This is a genomic window from Pseudomonas sp. WS 5059 (assembly GCF_012985525.1).
Classification (GTDB): Bacteria; Pseudomonadota; Gammaproteobacteria; order Pseudomonadales; family Pseudomonadaceae; genus Aquipseudomonas.
This window is the reverse complement of record NZ_JAAQWO010000002.1, coordinates 1-21609: the sequence shown is the minus strand read 5'-3', so window position 1 is coordinate 21609 and position 21609 is coordinate 1. Positions and strand designations below refer to the sequence as shown.

Below are 21609 nucleotides of genomic sequence, written 5' to 3'. Positions count from 1 at the left end.
ATGCACCCCTTCCTTACTCAGCACTGCTGCTGAAATCGAGATCTTGGCCTGGCTGAAGGGAGATAACTGCCTTCTTCCAGTCATTACGCTTGCCCAGACCGCGAGCAGTGCGCTTGCTCTTACCCAGAACATTCAGGGTAGTAACACGCTCTACTTTCACGCTGAACAGGCTTTCGACGGCCTTCTTGATTTCCAGCTTGGTTGCGTCAGTTGCAACCTTGAAAACGAACTGGCCTTTCTTGTCAGCCAGAACCGTAGCCTTTTCGGAAACGTGCGGGCCAAGCAGAACTTTAAATACGCGTTCCTGGTTCATCCCAGCAGCTCCTCGAATTTCTTCACGGCCGACACGGTGATCAACACCTTGTCGTATGCGATCAGACTAACTGGATCGGAACCTTGCACGTCACGTACATCAACGTGTGGCAGGTTGCGAGCAGCCAGGTACAGGTTCTGATCAACAGCTTCGGACACGATCAGGACATCAGTCAGACCCATGCCATTCAGCTTGTTCAGCAGATCTTTGGTTTTCGGCGCTTCAACAGCGAAGTCCTGAACCACGACCAGACGATCAGTACGCACGAGTTCAGCAAGGATGGAGCGCAGTGCTGCGCGATACATCTTCTTGTTGAGCTTCTGAGAGTGATCCTGCGGACGAGCTGCGAAAGTGGTACCGCCGCCACGCCAGATTGGGCTACGGATAGTACCGGCACGAGCACGGCCAGTACCTTTCTGACGCCAAGGGCGCTTACCGCCACCACGAACGTCGGAACGGGTCTTTTGCTGCTTGCTACCTTGACGGCCGCCGGCCATGTAGGCCACGACTGCTTGGTGAACGAGCGTCTCGTTGAATTCGCCGCCAAATGTCAGTTCGGAAACTTCGATCGCTTGAGCGTCATTTACATTTAATTGCATGTCAGCTTCCCCTTAACCGCGAGCCTTGGCCGCTGGACGTACAACCAGGTTGCCGCCAGTAGCGCCAGGAACAGCACCCTTGACCAACAACAGATTGCGTTCAGCGTCGACGCGCACTACTTCGAGGGACTGCACGGTCACGCGCTCAGCGCCCATATGACCGGACATTTTTTTGCCCTTGAATACACGACCAGGAGTCTGGCACTGGCCAATAGAGCCCGGGACGCGGTGGGAAACGGAGTTACCGTGAGTGTTGTCTTGGCCACGGAAATTCCAACGCTTGATCGTACCCTGGAAGCCTTTACCCTTGGACTGACCGGTTACATCAACCAGTTGACCAGCGGCGAAGATTTCAGCGTTGATCAGATCGCCAGCCTGGTAGTCGCCATCTTCAAGACGGAACTCCATGACAGTACGACCAGCTGCAACGTTTGCTTTAGCGAAGTGACCTGCTTGAGCAGCAGTCACACGCGAAGCACGACGCTCGCCGACAGTGACTTGCACTGCACGATAGCCATCGGTTTCTTCAGTTTTGAACTGGGTGACGCGATTCGGCTCGATCTCAATGACCGTGACCGGAATGGAGACACCTTCTTCGGTGAAAATACGGGTCATACCGCATTTACGACCGACTACACCAATAGTCATGTTGTAAACCTCATGAGTGTACGGGGCTTTCACCCGCTATGGCCGCCCATTTCAGAGCGTTACACGACTAAGACCCGAGTCTTAGCCGAGGCTGATCTGTACTTCCACACCGGCCGCCAGATCAAGCTTCATAAGTGCATCAACGGTTTTATCCGTTGGCTGGACGATGTCCAGAACGCGCTTATGAGTACGGATCTCGTACTGGTCACGCGCGTCTTTGTTGACGTGCGGGGAGACCAGAACGGTGAACCGCTCTTTGCGGGTAGGCAGTGGAATAGGACCACGCACTTGTGCCCCAGTACGTTTCGCGGTTTCCACGATTTCCTGGGTGGATTGGTCGATCAGGCGATGGTCAAAAGCCTTCAACCTGATACGGATTTGCTGATTTTGCATTGGATTTCAGACTCCGGCTGCTATTCCCACCGAGCGCACTGCGCCCGTTAAAAGGAGGCGCAATTCTATAGACGCCCCAGATAGGTGTCAACCCAATAAAAAAGCCCCCGCTGAGCGGGGGCTTTTCAAAGCATCGAAGCTATCTCAGAAGAGATGCTTACTCGATGATTTTAGCTACAACGCCAGCACCAACGGTACGGCCGCCTTCACGGATTGCGAAACGCAGACCGTCTTCCATTGCGATGGTTTTGATCAGGGTGACAACCATTTTGATGTTGTCGCCTGGCATTACCATTTCAACGCCTTCCGGCAGTTCGCAGTTACCAGTCACGTCAGTAGTACGGAAGTAGAACTGTGGACGGTAGCCTTTGAAGAACGGAGTGTGACGACCGCCTTCTTCTTTGCTCAGCACGTACACTTCAGCTTCGAACTTGGTGTGCGGCTTAACCGAACCTGGCTTGACCAGAACCTGGCCACGCTCAACGTCGTCACGCTTGGTACCACGCAGCAGAACGCCGCAGTTCTCGCCAGCACGACCTTCGTCGAGCAGCTTACGGAACATTTCAACACCGGTGCAGGTGGTGACGGTAGTGTCACGCAGACCAACGATTTCCAGTGGATCTTGAACCTTGACGATACCGCGCTCGATACGACCAGTTACAACAGTACCGCGACCGGAGATCGAGAATACGTCTTCGATTGGCATCAGGAACGGCTTGTCGATAACACGAACTGGATCTGGGATGTAGCTGTCCAGAGTCTCAACCAGTTTACGAACGGACGTGGTGCCCATTTCGTTATCGTCTTTACCTTCCAGAGCCATACGAGCAGAACCGATGATGATCGGAGTGTCGTCGCCTGGGAAGTCGTAAGTGCTCAGCAGATCGCGCACTTCCATCTCAACCAGTTCCAGCAGCTCAGCGTCGTCTACCAGGTCTGCCTTGTTCAGGTAAACCACGATGTACGGAACGCCTACCTGACGGGACAGCAGGATGTGCTCACGGGTTTGTGGCATCGGACCATCAGCGGCCGAGCAAACCAGGATTGCGCCGTCCATCTGGGCAGCACCGGTGATCATGTTCTTCACATAGTCGGCGTGACCTGGGCAGTCAACGTGAGCGTAGTGACGGATCAGCGAGTTGTATTCAACGTGCGCGGTGTTGATGGTGATACCACGAGCTTTTTCTTCTGGTGCGCTGTCGATTTTATCGAAATCAACGATTGCGGAACCGAATACTTCGGAGCAAACGCGAGTCAGAGCAGCAGTCAGAGTGGTTTTACCATGGTCAACGTGACCGATAGTGCCAACGTTGACGTGCGGTAGGGAACGATCAAATTTTTCTTTAGCCACGACAATTAACTCCTTGCCTAAAGGACTGAATCAGCCTTGTTTTTTGGATACAGTTTCAGCGATGTGCGCCGGAGCTGTGTTGTATTTTTTGAATTCCATAGAGTAGCTTGCGCGACCCTGGGACATGGAGCGAACGTCGGTCGCATAACCGAACATCTCACCCAACGGAACCTCGGCGCGAATCACTTTGCCGGAAACCGTGTCTTCCATACCCAAGATCATGCCGCGACGACGGTTAAGGTCGCCCATGACATCACCCATATAGTCTTCAGGTGTAACAACTTCTACCGCCATGATTGGCTCAAGCAACTCACCACCGCCCTTCTGGGCCAGTTGCTTGGTTGCCATGGAAGCAGCCACCTTAAACGCCATCTCGTTGGAGTCGACGTCGTGGTAAGAACCGTCAAAAACGGTTGCTTTCAGGCCGATCAGCGGATAGCCGGCAACAACACCGTTCTTCATCTGCTCTTCGATGCCCTTCTGGATAGCAGGGATGTATTCCTTAGGAACCACACCACCTACTACTTCGTTCACGAATTGCAGACCTTCCTGACCTTCGTCAGCAGGAGCAAAACGGATCCAGCAGTGACCGAACTGACCACGACCGCCGGACTGACGAACGAACTTGCCTTCGATTTCACAGTTCTTCGTGATGCGCTCACGATAGGAAACCTGAGGCTTACCGATGTTGGCTTCGACGTTGAACTCACGGCGCATCCGGTCAACCAGGATGTCCAGGTGCAGCTCGCCCATGCCGGAGATGATCGTTTGACCAGTCTCTTCATCAGTCTTGACGCGGAAAGATGGATCTTCCTGAGCAAGCTTGCCCAGAGCGATACCCATTTTTTCCTGGTCATCCTTGGTCTTAGGCTCTACGGCAACCGAGATAACCGGCTCCGGGAAGTCCATGCGAACCAGGATGATTGGCTTAGCAGCGTCGCACAAAGTCTCACCAGTGGTGACGTCCTTCATGCCGATCAGGGCCGCGATGTCACCAGCGCGCACTTCCTTGATCTCTTCGCGGGCGTTTGCGTGCATTTGCACCATACGACCCACACGCTCTTTCTTGCCCTTGACCGAGTTGATCACGCCGTCGCCGGAGGCCAACACGCCCGAGTAAACGCGGACGAAAGTCAGGGTACCCACGAATGGGTCGGTAGCGATCTTGAACGCCAGAGCCGAGAACGGTTCGCTGTCGTCAGCATGACGCTCCATCTCTTCTTCCTCGTTATCAGGGTTAGTACCCTTGATAGCAGGAATGTCGGTTGGAGCAGGCAGGTAGTCGATAACGGCGTCGAGAACCAGGGGAACACCCTTGTTCTTGAAGGAAGAACCGCAAACAGCCAAGACGATCTCACCAGCGATAGTACGCTGACGCAGAGCAGCCTTGATTTCCACATTGGTGAGTTCTTCACCTTCGAGGTACTTGTTCATCAGCTCTTCGCTGGCTTCGGCAGCAGCCTCAACCAGGTTGTTGCGCCACTCGTCAGCCAGTTCCTGCAGTTCTGCAGGGATAGGCTTGCGAACAGGAACCATGCCTTTGTCGGCGTCATTCCAGTAGACCGCTTCCATGGTGATCAGATCGATCTGACCCTGGAAGTTGTCTTCGGAACCGATAGCCAATTGGATTGGCACCGGAGTGTGACCCAGACGCTGCTTGATCTGACCGATCACGCGCAGGAAGTTGGCACCAGCACGGTCCATCTTGTTTACGTAAACAAGACGTGGAACACCGTACTTGTTGGCTTGACGCCATACGGTTTCCGACTGAGGCTCAACACCCGAAGTACCGCAGAACACAACGACGGCGCCGTCGAGTACACGCAGGGAACGTTCAACTTCAATAGTGAAGTCAACGTGGCCCGGGGTATCGATTACGTTGAAGCGGTGCTCGTCCTTGTACTGCTTGGCAGAACCTTTCCAGAAGGCGGTAATAGCAGCAGAAGTAATGGTAATACCACGCTCCTGCTCCTGAACCATCCAGTCTGTGGTCGCGGCGCCATCATGCACCTCGCCCATTTTGTGACTTTTGCCGGTGTAAAACAGTACGCGCTCGGTGGTGGTGGTTTTACCAGCATCCACGTGAGCAACGATACCGATGTTACGGTAGCGGCTAATCGGAGTAGTACGAGCCATAAAGCCCTCGCAAAATTAGTGAAGCTAAGATTAGAAGCGGTAGTGCGAGAAAGCTTTGTTAGCTTCAGCCATACGGTGCACGTCTTCACGCTTCTTAACAGCAGCACCTTTACCTTCAGCAGCGTCCAACAGCTCGCCGGCCAAACGCAGAGCCATAGACTTCTCGCCGCGCTTACGGGCGAAGTCTACCAACCAGCGCATTGCCAGGGCGTTACGACGGGACGGGCGAACTTCGACCGGAACCTGGTAAGTAGCACCGCCTACACGGCGCGACTTCACTTCGACCAGCGGAGCGATGGCGTCGAGAGCTTTCTCGAAGATTTCCAGGGGGTCGCTGTTCTTGCGTTCTTTAACCTTTTCCAGCGCGCCATAAACGATACGCTCGGCAACGGCTTTCTTGCCGCTTTCCATCACGTGGTTCATGAACTTGGCCAGGATTTGGCTTCCGTATTTTGGATCGTCAAGCACTTCGCGCTTGGCTGCTACGCGTCTTCTTGGCATGGATAAGCCCTCAAACGGTCTTCAGGTTCGTTCGGAATCGGTGCCCTTGCGGGACGCCTCCGACCTTACTCTTATCGACTCAGAAAATAAGATGATTCAGTTTACAAAAAGCCGCTACTACTTAGGCTTCTTGGTACCGTACTTCGAACGACCCTGGTTACGACCTTTAACGCCGGAAGTATCCAAGGAGCCGCGTACGGTGTGGTAACGAACACCTGGCAAGTCTTTTACACGACCGCCGCGGATCAGTACCACGCTGTGCTCTTGCAGGTTGTGGCCTTCACCGCCGATGTACGAGGAAACCTCGAAACCGTTGGTCAGGCGCACACGGCATACTTTACGCAGTGCCGAGTTAGGTTTTTTCGGCGTAGTGGTATACACGCGAGTGCATACGCCACGACGTTGCGGGCAGTTCTGCAGCGCAGGTACGTCGGATTTCTCGACGATACGCTTACGCGGCTGACGTACCAGCTGGTTGATAGTTGCCATCTACTAGCTCCACTGTTGTCTTGCGACGCTATTGTCTTGCAAGAAAAGCAAAATGGCAGGAACGAATTCCCGCCAAATTTAGGGGTACAAGAGTCTAAAGAGGATCTTGCCCCCAGTCAAGGCGAGGCCCCGACCTCCCCCTCCATCGAAACCCGACAAAACTGTCTTGTTCCGACGAACGGGGCTGCCAGGGCCAGGACTTATTTATCGCAGAACTCAGTTACCGCTAGAGTTCAGCGCTTCGGTCAGTGCAGCTTCCACTTCACTGGCGCTTACGCGCAGCGGCTTGTCGAGTTCACGGCGACGCTTGCGCTCGCTGTGGTAGGCCAAGCCGGTACCGGCCGGGATCAGACGACCCACAACCACGTTTTCTTTCAGGCCGCGCAGGTAATCGCGCTTGCCGGTTACCGCCGCTTCGGTCAGTACGCGAGTGGTCTCCTGGAAGGAGGCCGCCGAGATGAACGATTCGGTGGACAACGACGCCTTGGTGATACCCAGCAACACGCGAGTGAACTTGGAAACAAATTTCTCTTCGGTTGCCAGACGCTCGTTTTCTACCAGTACGTGAGTCAGTTCCATCTGGTCGCCCTTGATGAAACTCGAATCGCCGGATTCAGCGATTTCAACTTTACGCAGCATCTGACGCAGGATGGTCTCGATGTGCTTATCGTTGATCTTCACGCCTTGCAGACGGTAAACGTCCTGGATCTCGTTAACGATGTACTTGGCCAGCGCACTCACACCCAGCAGACGCAGGATGTCGTGTGGATCGCTCGGGCCGTCGGAGATAACTTCGCCGCGGTTTACCTGTTCGCCTTCGAAGACGTTCAGGTGACGCCACTTCGGAATCAGCTCTTCATACGGATCGCTACCGTCGTTCGGGGTAATGACCAGACGGCGCTTGCCCTTGGTCTCTTTACCGAACGCGATGGTGCCGCTGACTTCAGCCAGGATCGACGCCTCTTTCGGACGACGAGCTTCGAACAAGTCGGCAACACGCGGCAGACCACCGGTGATGTCACGGGTCTTCGAAGTTTCTTGCGGGATACGCGCGATAACATCACCGATCGCGATCTTCGCACCATCCGCCACACCGACCAGGGCGTTGGCTGGCAGGAAGTACTGAGCGATAACGTCAGTGCCTGGCAGCAACAGATCCTTGCCGTTGTCATCGACCATCTTCACGGCAGGACGGATGTCCTTACCGGCAGCTGGACGATCTTTGGCGTCGAGGACTTCAATGTTGGTCATACCGGTCAATTCGTCAGTCTGACGCTTGATCGTGATGCCTTCTTCCATGCCCACGTAGGTCACGGTACCTTTCATTTCGGTAACGATTGGGTGAGTGTGCGGATCCCACTTGGCCACGATTGCGCCAGCGTCGACCTTGTCACCTTCTTTAACCGAAATCACAGCACCGTACGGCAGCTTGTAACGCTCACGCTCACGACCGAAGTCATCAGCGATCGCCAGCTCACCGGAACGGGACACAGCAACCAGGTGGCCATCCACTCGCTCAACGTGTTTGAGGTTGTGCAGACGGACAGTACCGCCATTCTTCACCTGAACGCTGTCAGCTGCGGAGGTCCGGCTTGCCGCACCACCGATGTGGAACGTACGCATGGTCAGCTGGGTACCCGGCTCACCGATGGACTGGGCAGCGATAACGCCGACCGCTTCACCGATGTTCACCTGGTGACCACGAGCCAAGTCACGGCCGTAGCACTTGGCGCAGATACCGTAGCGGGTTTCGCAGCTGATCGGCGAGCGAACAATCACTTCGTCGATGCTGTTGAGTTCGATGAACTCGACCCACTTCTCATCCACCAGGGTGCCGGCAGGAACGATGATTTCCTCGGTACCTGGCTTGAACACGTCACGGGCGATAACACGACCCAATACGCGCTCACCCAGCGGCTCTACAACGTCACCGCCTTCAATGTGCGGAGTCATCAGCAGGCCGTGCTCGGTGCCGCAATCGATCTCGGTTACAACCAGATCTTGTGCAACGTCTACCAGACGACGAGTCAGGTAACCGGAGTTAGCGGTTTTCAACGCGGTATCCGCCAGACCTTTACGAGCACCGTGAGTAGAGATGAAGTACTGAAGTACGCTCAAACCTTCACGGAAGTTCGCAGTAATCGGCGTTTCAATGATGGAGCCGTCCGGCTTGGCCATCAGGCCACGCATACCGGCGAGCTGACGGATCTGCGCAGCAGAACCCCGTGCGCCCGAGTCGGCCATCATGTACATCGAGTTGAAAGACTCTTGATCGACTTCGACGCCATGACGGTCGATGACTTTCTCTTTCGAGAGGTTGGCCATCATCGCCTTGGAAACTTCGTCGTTGGCCTTGGACCAAAGGTCGATCACTTTGTTGTACTTCTCGCCCTGGGTTACCAGGCCGGAGGCGTACTGGCTCTCGATCTCTTTCACTTCATCAGTGGCAGCACTGATGATGCGGGCTTTTTCATCCGGGATAACGAAGTCGTTAACACCGATGGAAACGCCGGAAATGGTCGAATAAGCAAAACCGGTGTACATCAACTGGTCAGCGAAGATCACGGTCTCTTTCAGACCAACCACGCGGTAGCATTGGTTGATCAGCTTGGAGATCGCCTTTTTCTTCATCGGCAGGTTGACGACGTCGTACGACAGACCTTTTGGCACAACCTGGTACAACAGCGCACGGCCGACAGTGGTGTCGACGATCCGGGTGTTGCTCACGCTGCCGCCGTCACGGTCGTTGACCGTTTCGTGGATGCGCACCTTGACCTTGGCGTGCAGTGCGGCTTCGCCAGCACGGAACACACGGTCAACTTCTTGCAGGTCAGCGAACACACGACCTTCGCCCTTGGCGTTGATCGCTTCACGGGTCATGTAGTACAGACCCAATACAACGTCCTGCGACGGAACGATGATTGGCTCACCGTTGGCTGGCGACAGGATGTTGTTGGTCGACATCATCAACGCACGCGCTTCCAACTGGGCTTCCAGTGTCAGCGGTACGTGCACGGCCATTTGGTCGCCGTCGAAGTCGGCGTTGTACGCAGCACAGACCAGAGGGTGCAGCTGGATAGCCTTACCTTCGATCAGTACCGGTTCAAACGCCTGGATACCCAGACGGTGAAGGGTCGGTGCACGGTTGAGGAGGACCGGGTGTTCGCGAATCACTTCAGCAAGAACGTCCCAAACCTCTGGCAGTTCGCGCTCGACCATTTTCTTGGCCGCTTTGATGGTGGTCGCGAGACCGCGCATTTCCAGCTTGCCGAAGATGAACGGCTTGAACAGCTCAAGAGCCATCTTCTTAGGCAGACCGCACTGGTGCAGACGCAGGGTCGGGCCTACGGTAATTACCGAACGACCGGAGTAGTCAACACGCTTACCGAGCAAGTTCTGACGGAAACGACCTTGCTTACCCTTGATCATGTCAGCCAAGGATTTCAGAGGACGCTTGTTGGAACCGGTAATAGCGCGGCCACGACGGCCGTTGTCGAGCAGGGCATCGACCGCTTCTTGCAACATACGCTTTTCGTTGCGCACGATGATGTCCGGAGCGGACAGATCAAGCAGGCGCTTCAAGCGGTTGTTACGGTTGATCACGCGGCGGTACAGGTCGTTGAGGTCGGACGTCGCGAAACGACCACCGTCCAGCGGTACCAGCGGACGCAGGTCTGGCGGCAGAACCGGCAGAACGGTCAGCACCATCCACTCTGGCAGGTTGCCGGAACCCTGGAAGGCTTCCATCAACTTCAGACGCTTGGACAGTTTCTTGATCTTGGTTTCGGAGTTGGTTTGCGGAATTTCTTCACGCAGGCGGCCAATCTCGTGTTCCAGGTCGATAGCGTGCAGCAGTTCGCGGACAGCTTCAGCACCCATGCGGGCATCGAAATCGTCGCCGAACTCTTCCAGCGCCTCGAAGTACTGCTCGTCGTTGAGCAGCTGACCCTTTTCAAGGGTGGTCATGCCTGGATCAATAACGACATAGCTCTCGAAGTAGAGAACGCGTTCGATATCACGCAGGGTCATGTCCATCAGCAAGCCAATACGGGACGGCAGCGATTTCAGGAACCAGATGTGGGCAACCGGCGAAGCCAGCTCGATGTGCGCCATGCGCTCACGACGAACCTTGGCCAGCGCAACTTCAACGCCGCACTTCTCGCAGATCACACCACGGTGCTTCAAGCGCTTGTACTTACCGCACAGGCACTCGTAATCCTTTACCGGGCCAAAGATCTTGGCGCAGAACAGGCCGTCACGCTCAGGTTTGAACGTACGGTAGTTGATGGTTTCCGGCTTTTTAACTTCACCGAACGACCACGAACGGATCATCTCAGGCGATGCCAATCCAATACGGATGGCGTCGAACTCTTCGACTTGACCCTGGTTTTTCAGCAAATTCAGTAGGTCTTTCAAGGCCTTTCCTCCTGGCGGAGCAGAGAGCGGGCTAAACAGCCCCGCTCTCGATTCGCGTCACGTGTTATTCGGTTTCCAGATCGATATCGATGCCGAGGGAACGAATTTCTTTGATCAACACGTTGAAGGACTCGGGCATGCCCGGCTCCATACGGTGATCGCCGTCCACGATGTTTTTGTACATCTTGGTACGACCGTTCACATCGTCCGACTTCACTGTGAGCATTTCTTGCAGAGTGTATGCAGCACCGTATGCTTCCAGTGCCCAGACCTCCATCTCCCCGAAACGCTGACCACCGAACTGAGCCTTACCACCCAGCGGCTGCTGGGTAACCAGGCTGTAAGAACCGGTAGAACGAGCGTGCATCTTGTCGTCTACCAAGTGGTTCAGCTTCAGCATGTACATGTAGCCAACAGTAACCGGGCGCTCGAACTTGTTGCCGGTACGGCCGTCGAACAGCTGCATCTGGCCGCTTTCTGGCAGGTCTGCCAGTTTCAGCATGGCCTTGATTTCGCTTTCCTTGGCACCGTCGAACACCGGGGTAGCCATTGGAACGCCGCCGCGCAGGTTCTTCGCCAGATCCAGGATTTCCTGGTCGGAGAAAGTGTCCAGCTCTTCTTTGCGGCCGCCGATCTCGTTGTAGATCTCGTGCAGGAACTTACGCAGGTCTGCGACCTTGCGCTGCTCTTCGATCATACGGTTGATCTTCTCGCCCAGACCTTTGGCCGCGAGGCCCAGGTGGGTTTCAAGGATCTGACCAACGTTCATACGCGAAGGTACGCCCAACGGGTTGAGGACAACGTCGACCGGGGTGCCATTGGCATCGTGCGGCATGTCTTCAACCGGCATGATCACCGAGACCACACCTTTGTTACCGTGACGACCGGCCATCTTGTCGCCCGGCTGGATGCGACGACGGATTGCCAGGTAAACCTTGACGATTTTCAGCACGCCTGGAGCCAGGTCATCGCCCTGCTGCAGTTTGCGCTTCTTGTCTTCGAACTTGTCGTCCAGCAGACGGCGGCGATCAACGATGTAGGCCTGGGCCTTCTCGAGCTGCTCGTTCAGAGCATCTTCAGCCATGCGCAGTTTGAACCACTGGCCGTGCTCAAGACCGTCGAGGATTTCGTCGGTGATGTCCTGACCTTTCTTCAGACCTGCGCCGCCTTCGGCCTTGTGGCCTACCAGGGCGGAACGCAGACGCTCGAAGGTCGCGCCTTCGACGATACGGAACTCTTCGTTCAGGTCCTTGCGGATCTCGTCGAGCTGGGTCTTCTCGATGGACAGTGCACGAGCATCACGCTCAACGCCGTCACGGGTGAAGACCTGTACGTCGATGACAGTACCCTTGGTACCGGTAGGTACGCGCAGGGAGGTGTCTTTAACGTCGCTGGCTTTTTCACCGAAGATGGCACGCAGCAGCTTCTCTTCCGGAGTCAGTTGAGTCTCGCCTTTCGGAGTGACCTTACCGACCAGGATGTCGCCAGCGCCAACTTCAGCACCTACGTAAACGATACCGGCTTCGTCCAGCTTGTTCAGAGCAGCTTCACCCACGTTCGGGATGTCTGCAGTGATTTCCTCAGGCCCAAGCTTGGTGTCACGCGCCACGCAGGTCAGTTCCTGGATGTGGATCGTGGTGAAGCGATCTTCTTGAACCACACGCTCGGACAGGCAGATGGAGTCTTCGAAGTTGAAGCCGTTCCACGCCATGAACGCGATGCGCATGTTCTGACCCAGAGCCAACTCACCCATATCGGTGGAAGGACCGTCGGCCATGATGTCGCTACGCTGAACGCGATCACCCTTGCTCACCAGCGGGCGCTGGTTGATGCAGGTGTTCTGGTTCGAGCGGGTGTATTTGGTCAGGTTGTAGATGTCGACACCGGCTTCGCCAGTTTCAACTTCGTCATCGGCAACACGAACCACGATACGGCTGGCATCAACAGAGTCGATCACACCGCCACGACGAGCCACGACGCAAACGCCGGAGTCACGGGCTACGTTGCGCTCCATGCCCGTACCTACCAGCGGCTTGTCAGCGCGCAGGGTCGGTACAGCTTGACGCTGCATGTTGGAACCCATCAACGCACGGTTGGCGTCATCGTGTTCCAGGAACGGGATCAGCGACGCCGCAACAGAAACTACCTGCTTGGGCGATACGTCCATCAAGGTGACGTCTTCCGGCGCCTTGACGGTGAACTCGTTCAAGTGACGAACAGCTACCAGCTCGTCGATCAGGACTTTCTTGTCGTTCATCGTGGCCGAAGCCTGAGCGATCACGTGATCAGCTTCTTCGATGGCGGACAGGAAAACGATCTCGTCGGTGACCAGGGCGTCTTTCACCACACGGTACGGGCTTTCGAGGAAGCCGTACTGGTTGGTGCGCGCATAGGCAGCCAGGGAGTTGATCAGACCGATGTTCGGACCTTCCGGCGTTTCGATCGGGCAAACACGACCGTAGTGCGTCGGGTGAACGTCACGAACTTCAAAGCCTGCACGCTCACGGGTCAGACCGCCCGGGCCCAGTGCAGAAACACGGCGCTTGTGGGTGATCTCGGAGAGCGGGTTGTTCTGGTCCATGAACTGCGAGAGCTGGCTGGAACCGAAGAACTCTTTCACCGCCGCAGCCACTGGCTTGGCGTTGATCAGGTCTTGCGGCATCAGGCCTTCGCTTTCGGCCATCGACAGACGCTCTTTGACCGCACGCTCAACACGCACCAGGCCAACGCGGAACTGGTTCTCGGCCATTTCGCCTACGCAGCGAACACGACGGTTACCCAGGTGGTCGATGTCATCGACGATGCCTTTGCCGTTACGGATGTCGACCAGAGTCTTCAGGACCGCAACGATGTCTTCCTTGCACAGCACGCCCGAACCTTCGATCTCGGTACGACCGATACGACGGTTGAACTTCATCCGGCCGACCGCAGACAGGTCATAGCGCTCAGGGCTGAAGAACAGGTTGTTGAACAGGGTTTCGGCAGCGTCTTTGGTTGGTGGCTCGCCAGGACGCATCATGCGATAGATCTCGACCAGCGCTTCCAATTGGTTGCTGGTGGAGTCGATCTTCAGGGTGTCGGAGACGAACGGACCGCAGTCGATATCGTTGGTGTACAGGGTCTCGATGCGAACAACCTGGGCCTTGGCGATTTTTGCCAGGATCTCGGTGTTCAGCTCGGTGTTGCACTCAGCCAGGATCTCGCCTGTCGCCGGGTGAACGATAACCTTGGCGGTAGTGCGACCCAGGACGTAGTCCAGAGGCACGTCCAGCGACTTGATACCGGCTTTTTCGATCTGGTTGATGTGGCGCGCAGTAATACGACGGCCAGCCTCAACAATGACCTTGCCCTTCTCATCCTGGATATCCAGGACGGCAATTTCACCACGCAGACGCGAAGCAATCAGCTCCAGGCTGAGGGTTTCATCCTTCAGGCTGAATACGTTGGTGGTGTAGAAAGCGTCCAGCACCTGCTCGGTGGTGTAGCCGAGCGCGCGCAGCAGTACCGAGGCCGGCAGCTTGCGACGACGGTCGATACGCACGAACACGCAGTCTTTAGGGTCGAACTCGAAGTCCAACCACGAACCACGGTACGGAATGATCCGCGCGGAGTACAGGAGCTTGCCGGAGCTGTGCGTCTTGCCGCGATCGTGGTCGAAGAACACGCCCGGGGAACGGTGCAGCTGGGAAACGATTACACGCTCGGTACCGTTGATAACGAAGGTACCGTTCTCAGTCATCAATGGGATTTCGCCCATGTAGACTTCTTGCTCTTTGATGTCCTTGATCGCTTTGTTCGACGATTCTTTGTCGAAAATGATCAGACGAACTTTTACCCGCAAAGGTACGGCGTACGTAACACCGCGCAACACGCATTCTTTGACATCAAATGCCGGTTCGCCCAGGCGATAACCGACGTACTCCAGCGCAGCATTGCCGGAGTAGCTGATGATCGGGAAAACGGATTTGAAGGCCGCATGCAGGCCCACGTCGCGGAACTGATCTTTGGTCGCTCCCGCCTGCAAGAATTCACGATACGAATCCAGCTGGATAGCCAGAAGGTACGGGACATCCATGACGTCCGGCAACTTGCTAAAGTCCTTGCGGATACGTTTTTTCTCAGTATATGAGTAAGCCATCAGCGTTCCCCAGCTTGGTCACCTGCTTGTTTGGCCCTCCCGACGGGAGCAGCCAGAAAATCTTGCAAACCCCATGGTTTGCACCACCGCATCGGGTGGCTACAGCGCGTTAGTGGCGGCGACCGAGTCGACAGCCAAGAACGGAAAAAGGCCGGTGGCAAGAGCCACCAGCCATCAGCCTTCAGCTTAACGCTTGGGCTGGAAACGCAAGGTCGATGCTTACTTCAGCTCGACTTTAGCGCCTGCTTCTTCCAGTACTGCTTTGGCTTTGTCAGCGGCGTCTTTCGACACTGCTTCCAGAACCTGGGCAGGAGCGCCGTCAACTACAGCCTTGGCTTCTTTCAGGCCCAGACCGGTCAGTTCACGTACTGCCTTGATCACGTTTACTTTCTTCTCGCCAGCTTCCAGCAGCATGACGTTGAATTCGGTTTGCTCTTCAGCAGCAACAGCAGCAACAGCTGGGCCAGCGGAAGCAGCGGCAGCGGAAACGCCGAATTTTTCTTCGAAAGCTTTGATCAGCTCAACAACCTGCAGAACCGACATTTCAGCTACGGCGTTGAGGATATCGTCTTGGGAGATAGACATTGCTGTATTTCCTGAATTGGGGGACGGCCTACGCGGCCATCGAAATAAACAAAAAAACGCGAGAGAAGTTGCTCAGCCTTAGGCTGCTGCAGCTTCTTTTTGCTCGCGAACTGCGGCCAGAGTACGAGCCAGCTTGCTGGTAGCGCCTTGAATCACGCTCATCAGCTGCGAAATAGCTTCGTTACGGGTCGGCAGTGTTGCCAGTACGTCGATTTGGTTAGCTGCGAGGAACTTGCCCTCGAACGCAGCTGCCTTGATCTCGAACTTATCCTGACTCTTGGCGAATTCCTTGAACAAACGGGCAGCAGCGCCTGGATGATCCTTGGAGAACGCGATCAGAGTCGGGCCGGTGAACACGTCGTTGAGGACACTGTATTCAGTGTCAGCAACAGCGCGCTTGAGCAGGGTGTTACGTACAACACGTACGTATACGCCAGCTTCACGAGCCTCTTTACGGAGTCCGGTCATAGCGCCTACTGTCACACCACGGGCATCAGCCACGACAGCGGACAGAGCAGCTTTGGCAGCCTCGTTGACTTCAGCGACGATGGCCTTCTTGTCTTCGAGATTAATTGCCACGGGTTTAACTCCTGCTTGTTACCGTTTCATCTGGCCTAGGCCGGATGTCGTTTTGGTGTCTGATTCGGTAAGGAACCGGGAGCACCATCTGCGTAGGCTTGATGGTTTAAGACTTGCGTCGCCTACGGTCTTGGATAGCCCCCGCCAGGCAGGGACCCCAATTTTTTCAACTGGCGCGATCTCTCGCGCCAGTTTGTGTCTTATACGTCCAGCGAGCCTTGGTCGATGACCAGACCTGGGCCCATAGTGGTGCTCAGGGTAACGCGCTTGACGTAGATACCTTTCGAGGAAGCTGGCTTGATACGCTTCAGATCAGCGATCAGGGCTTCAACGTTTTCCTTCAGCTTGACGGCGTCGAAGCCGACCTTGCCAACGGAGGTGTGAATGATGCCGTTTTTGTCAGTGCGATAACGAACCTGACCAGCCTTGGCGTTTTTAACCGCGGTAGCTACGTCTGGAGTTACGGTACCGACTTTCGGGTTAGGCATCAGACCACGTGGACCCAGGATCTGACCCAACTGACCTACAACGCGCATTGCATCCGGGGAGGCAATAACTACGTCATAGTTCAGGTCGCCGCCTTTCATTTCGGCAGCCAGGTCGTCCATGCCAACGCGATCGGCGCCAGCGGCCAGAGCAGCTTCAGCTGCCGGGCCTTGGGTGAAGACAGCAACACGTACAGTCTTGCCAGTACCGTGTGGCAGCACAGTAGCGCTACGAACGACCTGGTCGGATTTACGTGGGTCAACACCCAGGTTTACAGCAACGTCAACGGACTCGCTGAACTTGACAGTCGACAGCTCGGTCAGCAGAGCAGCAGCGTCTACAAAATTGTAGGACTTGCCCGCTTCGATTTTGCCGGCGATAGCCTTTTGGCGCTTGGTCAGCTTAGCCATTACACACCCTCCACGTTAAGGCCCATGCTACGAGCAGAACCGGCGATGGTACGCACGGCTGCATCCATATCAGCTGCAGTCAGATCCGCGTTTTTGGTTTTCGCGATTTCTTCCAGCTGAGCACGAGTTACGGTGCCAACCTTAACGGTGTTCGGACGAGCGGAACCGCTAGTCAGACCTGCAGCTTTCTTCAACAAAACCGAAGCCGGGGTCGACTTGGTTTCGAAGGTGAAGCTACGGTCGCTGTATACAGTGATGATCACTGGAGTCGGCAGACCTGGCTCAATACCCTGAGTACGGGCGTTGAAGGCCTTGCAGAATTCCATGATGTTCACGCCGTGCTGACCCAGAGCTGGACCGACGGGTGGGCTAGGGTTGGCCTGTGCGGCCTTCACTTGCAGCTTGATGTAAGCGGTAATCTTCTTGGCCATGAGGCACTCCAATTACGGGTTCAAGCGCCTCGAAAGGCTCCCCGGTTACTTGCGCGTTTATCCCAGTGACGACAAAACCCCACAGCCTAAGGCTGCGGGGTTGGGATGCTTTGTCAGCTAGACCTTTTCGACCTGACTGAACTCCAACTCTACCGGGGTAGAGCGACCGAAAATGAGCACCGCCACTTGGATCCGGCTCTTTTCGTAGTTAACTTCTTCGACAGTGCCGTTGAAATCAGCAAACGGACCATCAGTGACACGAACAACCTCGCCCGGTTCGAACAACGTCTTCGGCTTCGGCTTGTCGCTACCGTCAGCAACACGACGCAGAATCGCTTCCGCTTCCTTGTCAGTGATCGGCGCAGGCTTATCGGCGGTACCGCCAATGAAGCCCATGACGCGAGGGGTATCCTTGACCAAGTGCCAAGTACCCTCATTCATGTCCATCTGTACCAGCACGTAGCCAGGGAAGAACTTGCGTTCGCTTTTGCGCTTCTGGCCATTACGCATTTCAACCACTTCTTCAGTGGGAACCAGAATTTCGCCGAAGCCATCTTCCATGCCTGCCAGCTTTACGCGCTCTAGCAAAGAGCGCATGACATGCTTCTCGTAACCCGAGTAAGCATGCACAACGTACCAACGCTTAGCCACGGGACACCCTTAGCCAACAATCAAGGAAACAAGCCAGCCGAGCAGGGAATCAAGCCCCCACAACAGCAACGCCATAACCAAAACAACAGCCACAACAATCAGCGTGGTCTGCGTGGTTTCTTGGCGAGTCGGCCAAACGACTTTACGTATTTCGGTGCGAGCTTCCTTAACCAGTACGGCGAAAGACTTACCCTTTACAGTCTGCAGACCGATGAAGACAGCCGCAGCAGCGAGAGCGAGCAATACGAGTACGCGGTACAGGATCGGCGAAGCAGAATAATACTGATTGCCAACAACGCCTACGACCACCAAAGCGACGACAGCGAGCCACTTAACCAGATCGAAACGAGAGCTTTGAGCTTCAGCCTTAGGAGTCATCTATGAAGATCCTGTGAAAAGAAAGCCAGATACACCACGTGAATCTGGCAGGTCAGGAGGGAATCGAACCCCCAACCTACGGTTTTGGAGACCGTCGCTCTGCCAATTGAGCTACTGACCTAAAACAAAATCAGGCCGACCATTATGCAGGCCTGAAAAAGACTTTACAACAACCAACCCCAAGAGACTTGAAACAACCCGATAACACCAGGTAAAAAAGAATCAAGCCGAGACAGCTGTTAAAACAAAGGCAGATATTTTCATATCTGCCTTGTTATATGGAGCTCTTGAGCGGATTTGAACCGCTGACCTCACCCTTACCAAGGGTGTGCTCTACCAACTGAGCTACAAGAGCAAAACACCTTGCACAACCTGCAAACTTGGAGCGGGTAGCGGGAATCGAACCCGCATCATCAGCTTGGAAGGCTGAGGTTCTACCACTAAACTATACCCGCGGAGCTTGCAGCTCACGCTAAAAATGGTGGAGGGGGAAGGATTCGAACCTTCGAAGTCGTAGACGTCAGATTTACAGTCTGATCCCTTTGGCCGCTCGGGAACCCCTCCTAAGCGAGCCGGCATTTTACATTAAGCCGACCTTCTGTCAAGCATTTTCTCATTAAAAATATGAGGTTAGCTGCGTGACGATCGCTTCACACCAATTTCCCAAGTAGGTCATCGCTGTGGAGCGGGCGCCATTCTATGCAAACTATTCGACACTTGCAATGCCTTCGCACGGCATTATTTTATGTTTTAACTCATTGAATTCATTAGCAAGGCTTTCAAACGGCAGATCGTCAGCCAAGCGGCGACTTTCAGGTGCCACACGCAACCAAAAAGCGGGCATACCTGCACCAGCCAATGACTGGATCCTGACCTTGATATCCAGACTGGTCAGGCGCTGCTCGAGGAACTGCGCCTGCTCCTGACTGGCAAAGCCGCCAATATACAAGCAATCGGCCGGCGCTTCTGACGCCCTGGGCCGATCACGACGGGTCATTGCGTCGGCTGACTCACTCAGCAATTGAATATCCTGCTGAGAGCCCCGATATAGCGCCAGGGGCGTTACATCCTTCGCACGCAACGGGGCCTCTTGCTGGTGCCAGATGTAATAAAAGACATTGAGAACCAGCAACAACAGAAACAACCAACGCATAGAAACCTCAAGACAAAGGGCATGCCATCGCCAGACCAACAAATACCAGGTCCGGAACGAACCGAGCGCCTGGCAGAGCATCGGCGACTAACTCAGCATCACCACCCGTAAGGAATACTGAGAAGTCTTCGCCCCAGTAACTCTGGGCCAGCTCCAGTTGCGACTCAGCGAAGCCGCGAAGCATGAGCGTACAACCACGCTCTACGGCTTGTGCAGTCGTACGTCCAGGCACCAGGCTTTCCAGCGCACGCTCAGCTGCAACATCGTCATAACGTATTTTACGGGTGTGGGTTCGCAGCTGATTGCGCATCAGCGGCATGCCAGGGCAGATAAATCCCCCAAGATGCTCGCCATCCGCCGTAATGAAATCAGCAGTGGCCGCCGTACCAAAATCCAGCACCAAACATGCTCCAGAGGCCAGGCGGAAGCCTCCCAGCATTGCTAACCAACGATCCAGCCCCAGACGGGCATATTCCTCATATCCATTGCGCACACCCGCCATCTCACGCGACGGCGCAGCACAGCTTATAGAGACACCAAAAGCGGCAACCAACACGCCGACCAGACGATTCGTCTCCTCCTGGGCGCGCACGCTCACCAACCTACAGTGTTGCAGTGAAAGACCAGCCAATGAATGGAGGCCACCCAACAACGCCACATCGGAATCCACAACGCCTTCAGCGAAAACGACCGCCTGGTTCGCCTCCAGAACTCGCCATTTGATGAAGCTATTCCCACAGTCGAGCTCAAGAATCATCACGCAACCTCAGGCTTAACTCACCGCCACTGTATATTTTCTCAACACCATCCACTTCGAGACGCAGCGCGCCCTGACCGTCAATACCTAGCACAACCCCGTCTACTTGGTTAACACCGGCGATCAATGACACCGCCCTGCCCTGCCATAGATGACTCCGCTCCCACTCCTCGCGGATCACCGAGAAGCCGGAATCTCTATGACGCTCGAGATAAGCCTGCAATGCCTGACCCAGGTGAGCGACCAGATGATTTCGATCTACCCTGCGACCCGCTTCGAGCTGTATCGATGTCCACTGCTGATCAACTTCTGCGGCGCTTTGCATGTTGGCATTGATACCAATACCGAGCACTACATGGCACACATCAGCAGGATCGCCTACCAACTCAAGAAGGATGCCCGCAATCTTTTTTGACCCAACAAGAACATCATTCGGCCATTTCAAACCCGAACCCTGAACACCCAAGTCGCGCAGGGTTTGCATTACCGCCAAGCCCACCACAAGACTCAAACCCTCGAGCTGTCGCAAACCACCATCGATACGAAGTACAAGGCTGTAGTAAACATTCTGTGCAAACGGACTGACCCACTTACGCCCTCGACGCCCCCTGCCTGCAGTCTGCTGCTCCGACAGAACCAGGAACGGCGCCGCCTGCCCCGCATCGATTAGACGCAAAGCTTCGGCATTCGTGGAATCGATGGTATCCGAGATGAAAACCGAACCCGCACAGACCGGCGACTTCAAGGCGATCTCGTCAGCACTCAATAGAACCAGCGGGGATGCCAATTGATAGCCTTTCCCCCTGACCTTATGAATCGTCAGGCCCAGCTCAACCTCCAGATGCTGGAGCTGTTTCCACACAGCACTACGACTGACACCCAGGACCGCACCTAGCGCTTCACCCGAGTGGAATCGGCCATCTTTCAGAAGTTTTAACAACGTCAGCATGCAGGTCTCGCCTCACAATGAGGCACGCATGATAGCCATGCGTAGAGCCATTGCATAGAAAGCAACATAACAGGCGATAGAGCAACCTCAACTAGACAACCGACCAAGCATTTTCGAGTTTTTCGACCGCCCAAAACAAAACCCCAACTGCTTTCGCAATTGGGGTTTCGGAATTTAATCTTGACGATGACCTACTCTCACATGGGGAAACCCCACACTACCATCGGCGATGCATCGTTTCACTGC

The 21609-nt window shown here is 55.2% G+C and carries 19 protein-coding genes and 4 tRNA genes; all 23 read right to left on the bottom strand.

The window, feature by feature from the left end:
- Positions 1–13: 13 nt before the first annotated feature.
- Entirely contained in the window at positions 14–313 is a 300-nt protein-coding gene (gene rplW / locus HBO12_RS04770) for a 50S ribosomal protein L23 (RefSeq protein WP_002555488.1), read from the bottom strand.
- Positions 310–912 (bottom strand): 50S ribosomal protein L4, encoded by a 603-nt coding sequence (rplD, locus tag HBO12_RS04765; protein WP_057438746.1) that lies wholly within the window; start codon positions 910–912, stop codon positions 310–312. The genes rplW and rplD overlap by 4 nt, the downstream gene beginning before the upstream one ends.
- A gap of 12 nt (positions 913–924) precedes the next feature.
- Positions 925–1560 carry a 50S ribosomal protein L3 gene (gene rplC / locus HBO12_RS04760; protein ID WP_003194649.1) on the bottom strand — a complete coding sequence of 212 codons (636 nt, stop codon included), beginning with the start codon at positions 1558–1560 and terminating at the stop codon, positions 925–927.
- An 81-nt stretch (positions 1561–1641) separates the two neighbouring features.
- Positions 1642–1953 (bottom strand): 30S ribosomal protein S10, encoded by a 312-nt coding sequence (gene rpsJ / locus HBO12_RS04755; RefSeq protein WP_003186070.1) that lies wholly within the window; start codon positions 1951–1953, stop codon positions 1642–1644.
- Positions 1954–2110: 157 nt separating this feature from the next.
- The gene (gene tuf / locus HBO12_RS04750; RefSeq protein ID WP_003176426.1) at positions 2111–3304 is read right to left on the bottom strand and encodes an elongation factor Tu; all 1194 of its coding nucleotides are present in this window, start codon (positions 3302–3304) and stop codon (positions 2111–2113) included.
- Positions 3305–3334: 30 nt separating this feature from the next.
- A complete protein-coding gene (gene fusA, locus HBO12_RS04745) occupies positions 3335–5440 on the bottom strand; it encodes an elongation factor G (protein ID WP_029299268.1) in 2106 nt (701 codons plus the stop codon).
- Between the two features lie 30 nt (positions 5441–5470).
- The gene (gene rpsG / locus HBO12_RS04740; protein WP_002555493.1) at positions 5471–5941 is read right to left on the bottom strand and encodes a 30S ribosomal protein S7; all 471 of its coding nucleotides are present in this window, start codon (positions 5939–5941) and stop codon (positions 5471–5473) included.
- Between the two features lie 117 nt (positions 5942–6058).
- Complete coding sequence (gene rpsL, locus HBO12_RS04735; RefSeq protein ID WP_002555494.1) at positions 6059–6430, bottom strand: 30S ribosomal protein S12; 372 nt, start codon at positions 6428–6430, stop codon at positions 6059–6061.
- 216 nt (positions 6431–6646) lie between these two features.
- A complete protein-coding gene (gene rpoC, locus HBO12_RS04730) occupies positions 6647–10846 on the bottom strand; it encodes a DNA-directed RNA polymerase subunit beta' (protein WP_169951377.1) in 4200 nt (1399 codons plus the stop codon).
- A 64-nt stretch (positions 10847–10910) separates the two neighbouring features.
- A complete protein-coding gene (gene rpoB, locus HBO12_RS04725) occupies positions 10911–14984 on the bottom strand; it encodes a DNA-directed RNA polymerase subunit beta (RefSeq protein ID WP_029299252.1) in 4074 nt (1357 codons plus the stop codon).
- Between the two features lie 219 nt (positions 14985–15203).
- The gene (gene rplL / locus HBO12_RS04720) at positions 15204–15569 is read right to left on the bottom strand and encodes a 50S ribosomal protein L7/L12 (RefSeq protein ID WP_003210093.1); all 366 of its coding nucleotides are present in this window, start codon (positions 15567–15569) and stop codon (positions 15204–15206) included.
- A gap of 78 nt (positions 15570–15647) precedes the next feature.
- Complete coding sequence (gene rplJ / locus HBO12_RS04715) at positions 15648–16148, bottom strand: 50S ribosomal protein L10 (protein ID WP_003176433.1); 501 nt, start codon at positions 16146–16148, stop codon at positions 15648–15650.
- A gap of 200 nt (positions 16149–16348) precedes the next feature.
- Entirely contained in the window at positions 16349–17044 is a 696-nt protein-coding gene (gene rplA / locus HBO12_RS04710) for a 50S ribosomal protein L1 (RefSeq protein WP_003176434.1), read from the bottom strand.
- A complete protein-coding gene (gene rplK / locus HBO12_RS04705; RefSeq protein ID WP_003210097.1) occupies positions 17044–17475 on the bottom strand; it encodes a 50S ribosomal protein L11 in 432 nt (143 codons plus the stop codon). Before rplK ends, rplA begins: the two co-directional genes overlap by 1 nt.
- Positions 17476–17592: 117 nt before the next feature.
- The gene (nusG, locus tag HBO12_RS04700; protein ID WP_003176436.1) at positions 17593–18126 is read right to left on the bottom strand and encodes a transcription termination/antitermination protein NusG; all 534 of its coding nucleotides are present in this window, start codon (positions 18124–18126) and stop codon (positions 17593–17595) included.
- 9 nt (positions 18127–18135) lie between these two features.
- Positions 18136–18504, bottom strand: a complete 369-nt coding sequence (gene secE / locus HBO12_RS04695; protein WP_076964128.1) for a preprotein translocase subunit SecE — start codon at positions 18502–18504, stop codon at positions 18136–18138.
- 45 nt (positions 18505–18549) lie between these two features.
- A tRNA-Trp gene (locus HBO12_RS04690) sits at positions 18550–18625 on the bottom strand.
- A gap of 158 nt (positions 18626–18783) precedes the next feature.
- A tRNA-Thr gene (locus HBO12_RS04685) sits at positions 18784–18859 on the bottom strand.
- A gap of 26 nt (positions 18860–18885) precedes the next feature.
- Positions 18886–18959: transfer RNA gene (locus HBO12_RS04680), tRNA-Gly, on the bottom strand.
- A gap of 24 nt (positions 18960–18983) precedes the next feature.
- Positions 18984–19068, bottom strand: a tRNA-Tyr gene (locus HBO12_RS04675).
- Positions 19069–19210: 142 nt separating this feature from the next.
- On the bottom strand, positions 19211–19657 hold the full coding sequence (locus HBO12_RS04670) for a hypothetical protein (protein WP_170041633.1): 447 nt from the start codon (positions 19655–19657) through the stop codon (positions 19211–19213).
- Between the two features lie 7 nt (positions 19658–19664).
- A complete protein-coding gene (locus HBO12_RS04665) occupies positions 19665–20414 on the bottom strand; it encodes a pantothenate kinase (protein WP_170041632.1) in 750 nt (249 codons plus the stop codon).
- Positions 20404–21363, bottom strand: a complete 960-nt coding sequence (gene birA / locus HBO12_RS04660) for a bifunctional biotin--[acetyl-CoA-carboxylase] ligase/biotin operon repressor BirA (protein ID WP_170041631.1) — start codon at positions 21361–21363, stop codon at positions 20404–20406. The genes HBO12_RS04665 and birA overlap by 11 nt, the downstream gene beginning before the upstream one ends.
- Positions 21364–21609: the final 246 nt, after the last annotated feature.

Excerpts from the sequence above, each read along its gene's own strand:
- rpsG (WP_002555493.1), bottom strand. The coding sequence starts at position 5,941 with ATGCCAAGAAGACGCGTAGCAGCCAAGCGCGAAGTGCTTGACGATCCA.
- rpsL (WP_002555494.1), bottom strand. The coding sequence starts at position 6,430 with ATGGCAACTATCAACCAGCTGGTACGTCAGCCGCGTAAGCGTATCGTC.
- rplC (WP_003194649.1), bottom strand. The coding sequence starts at position 1,560 with ATGACTATTGGTGTAGTCGGTCGTAAATGCGGTATGACCCGTATTTTC.
- rplD (WP_057438746.1), bottom strand. The coding sequence starts at position 912 with ATGCAATTAAATGTAAATGACGCTCAAGCGATCGAAGTTTCCGAACTG.
- rpoB (WP_029299252.1), bottom strand. The coding sequence starts at position 14,984 with ATGGCTTACTCATATACTGAGAAAAAACGTATCCGCAAGGACTTTAGC.
- rplL (WP_003210093.1), bottom strand. The coding sequence starts at position 15,569 with ATGTCTATCTCCCAAGACGATATCCTCAACGCCGTAGCTGAAATGTCG.
- rplA (WP_003176434.1), bottom strand. The coding sequence starts at position 17,044 with ATGGCTAAGCTGACCAAGCGCCAAAAGGCTATCGCCGGCAAAATCGAA.
- secE (WP_076964128.1), bottom strand. The coding sequence starts at position 18,504 with ATGACTCCTAAGGCTGAAGCTCAAAGCTCTCGTTTCGATCTGGTTAAG.
- HBO12_RS04665 (WP_170041632.1), bottom strand. The coding sequence starts at position 20,414 with ATGATTCTTGAGCTCGACTGTGGGAATAGCTTCATCAAATGGCGAGTT.
- HBO12_RS04670 (WP_170041633.1), bottom strand. The coding sequence starts at position 19,657 with ATGCGTTGGTTGTTTCTGTTGTTGCTGGTTCTCAATGTCTTTTATTAC.
- rpsJ (WP_003186070.1), bottom strand. The coding sequence starts at position 1,953 with ATGCAAAATCAGCAAATCCGTATCAGGTTGAAGGCTTTTGACCATCGC.
- rplW (WP_002555488.1), bottom strand. The coding sequence starts at position 313 with ATGAACCAGGAACGCGTATTTAAAGTTCTGCTTGGCCCGCACGTTTCC.
- fusA (WP_029299268.1), bottom strand. The coding sequence starts at position 5,440 with ATGGCTCGTACTACTCCGATTAGCCGCTACCGTAACATCGGTATCGTT.
- rplK (WP_003210097.1), bottom strand. The coding sequence starts at position 17,475 with ATGGCCAAGAAGATTACCGCTTACATCAAGCTGCAAGTGAAGGCCGCA.
- birA (WP_170041631.1), bottom strand. The coding sequence starts at position 21,363 with ATGCTGACGTTGTTAAAACTTCTGAAAGATGGCCGATTCCACTCGGGT.